General features: G+C 47.5%; 1 protein-coding gene. It reads right to left on the bottom strand.

What is annotated here, in order from left to right; translation table 11 throughout:
- Window positions 1-278: cadherin-like domain-containing protein (locus A3756_RS27505; protein WP_197481217.1), on the bottom strand; the 278-nt coding region annotated here is incomplete at both ends.

The raw sequence follows: 278 nt of genomic DNA, 5'->3' as shown, positions 1-278 counted from the left end.
CCCAAGCCGCCATATAGAGAGTCGGCACCGCCACCACCGTGTAGCGTGTCGTTGCCTTCATATCCATATAGAACGTCCTTTCCACCTTTGGCTGCGAGGTTATCGTTATTATTTCCACCCTCTAAAGTTTCTGCAGCACCAGTTCCAACAATAGTAATTGGATCATCCTCAGTTGAGTTTACAGTTACTGCGACGGTTGAATTGGCGACTCCACCATTACCGTCCGAAACTTCGTAGGTGATTGAATCTTCTCCTACGAAATTAGCGCTAGGCGTATA

Source organism: Oleiphilus sp. HI0086 (assembly GCF_001635225.1).
This window is presented reverse-complemented; position numbering and strand designations above follow the sequence as displayed.